Annotated in this window: 3 protein-coding genes and 1 tRNA gene; 1 reads left to right on the forward strand and 3 read right to left on the reverse strand. The window is 69.5% G+C overall.

The window, feature by feature from the left end; all coding sequences use genetic code 11:
- A partial coding sequence (locus BN2279_RS30500) for a hypothetical protein (RefSeq protein WP_234347701.1) occupies positions 1–297 on the reverse strand: 297 nt, incomplete at its 3' end.
- 87 nt (positions 298–384) lie between these two features.
- A complete protein-coding gene (locus BN2279_RS09645) occupies positions 385–738 on the reverse strand; it encodes a metallopeptidase family protein (protein WP_079032038.1) in 354 nt (117 codons plus the stop codon).
- 137 nt (positions 739–875) lie between these two features.
- Between BN2279_RS09645 and BN2279_RS09650 the strand changes: the two genes are divergently transcribed.
- Positions 876–951, forward strand: a tRNA-Glu gene (locus tag BN2279_RS09650).
- Positions 952–1,032: 81 nt separating this feature from the next.
- Here BN2279_RS09650 and BN2279_RS09655 read toward each other — a convergent pair.
- Positions 1,033–1,344, reverse strand: coding sequence for a YkvA family protein (locus BN2279_RS09655; protein WP_059008307.1), 312 nt, complete (start codon positions 1,342–1,344; stop codon positions 1,033–1,035).
- Positions 1,345–1,598: the final 254 nt, after the last annotated feature.

Genomic DNA, 1,598 nt, shown 5'->3' on the forward strand with positions numbered 1-1,598 from the left:
ATAGTATGTGTCTGTCGTTACTATTCCGTTATTTTTTAGTCCGATGACTCGGTTACCTGTCGTTTTCTTCCTTTTTTTTTTTTCAATGCAGAAGGCGACATGCGATGTTTCGGCCTGTCGCGTGGGCTGGGAGATGTATATAAGAGACGGGTCCTGCCCCGGCGTCCCACCGCCGACCTCGGCGGCGGGCTCGCCCGCGGGGTCGGGCTCCACGCTCACACACCCGCCGAGCACGGCGGCCAGGGCGGATGTGAGCAGGATCAGCAGGGCGGGGGCACAGCGGCTGGGACGGCGCACGGTGAGGCCACCTCCGGGTGGGACGGGGTCGTCGGTCGGCTTCCGCCCACCTCAACTCCCGCACCCGGACGGAGGACACGGAGAACCTCAGCCGTAACCGAGGGCGTGCAGCCGTTCGTCGTCGATCCCGAAGTGGTGCGCGATCTCGTGGACCACCGTGATCTCCACCTCCTCGACCACCGACTCCCGCCCGCCGCCGTCCTGTTCGCACAGCCGCAGGGTCGGCCCCATGAAGATGGAGATCCGGTCGGGCAGCACCCCCGCGTACCACTCGCCGCGGTCGGTGAGCGGCGTGCCCTCGTACAGCCCGAGCAGCTCGGGGTCCTCGGGGGGCGGCTCGTCCTCGACGAAGATGGCCACGTTGTCCATGAGCCGCGTCAGCTCGGAGGGGATCCGGTCCAGCGCCTCGCTGACCAGTCCCTCGAACTCCTCGCGTGTCATCTCCGTCACCCTCCCATTGTCCGCCCACCGGCCCCCGCGGGGGAACGGCGGCGGCGAGGGAAGGGCCGGGGAGAGGGGTGAGCAACCGTTTTGCCGATCACTCGGGACATCGCCTATGCTGGCGCCGTCCCCCACCGGCCCCCATCGTCTAGTGGCCCAGGACGCCGCCCTTTCAAGGCGGTAGCACGGGTTCGAATCCCGTTGGGGGTACCAGTTGATCAAGGCCCGACCTGCGGAAACGCAGCCGGGCCTTCGTCGCGTCCGGAGGCTGGCCGAACCGCGGCCGAACCGGTGTCACACCTCCTGCCCCCGCTTCCCGGCGGCGCCGGCGTGGTTCCGGTCCGCCGCCGCCTTCTCCAGGTACCGCACGGCCAGGAGCAGGAAGCCGATGTCGTCGAGGAGGACCGGGTCGGGCAGCAGGTCCACCGGCCAGGCCGCGTAGACGACGGACGCCCAGAACGCGGCCTTCTCGCCGGCCGGCGTCTCGGGGCTCCGCAGCGCCCGGTAGGTCCGCACCAGCTTGCGGACGAGGTGGATCGTGAAGCCCAGCGTCACCAGGACCGCGACGGCCAGGACCACGATGAGCGCGACGAGCCAGCCGCTCATTCCGTTCACCCCTTTCACCCGGTTTTTCACCCGGTTTCCGGGGCAAGCCTGCCACTGGTTCCGCGCCGTGCGCACAAGATCGCCCGGAAGCTGGTGAAGTCGCGTACGAATCCAGGAGTTTCGGGTAACGCCCGGGGGGTCGCCGCCGTACGCTGTTCGTCGGGGCGGGGGGGGCGGGGGGGGTGGGGGGGGGCGGCGGCGGGCCGGCGGGCTACTTGCCGGCGAGCCGTGGTGCGAGCAGGGGGGGGGTGGGG

It is taken from the genome of Streptomyces specialis, assembly GCF_001493375.1.
Lineage (GTDB): Bacteria > Actinomycetota > Actinomycetes > Streptomycetales > Streptomycetaceae > Streptomyces > Streptomyces specialis.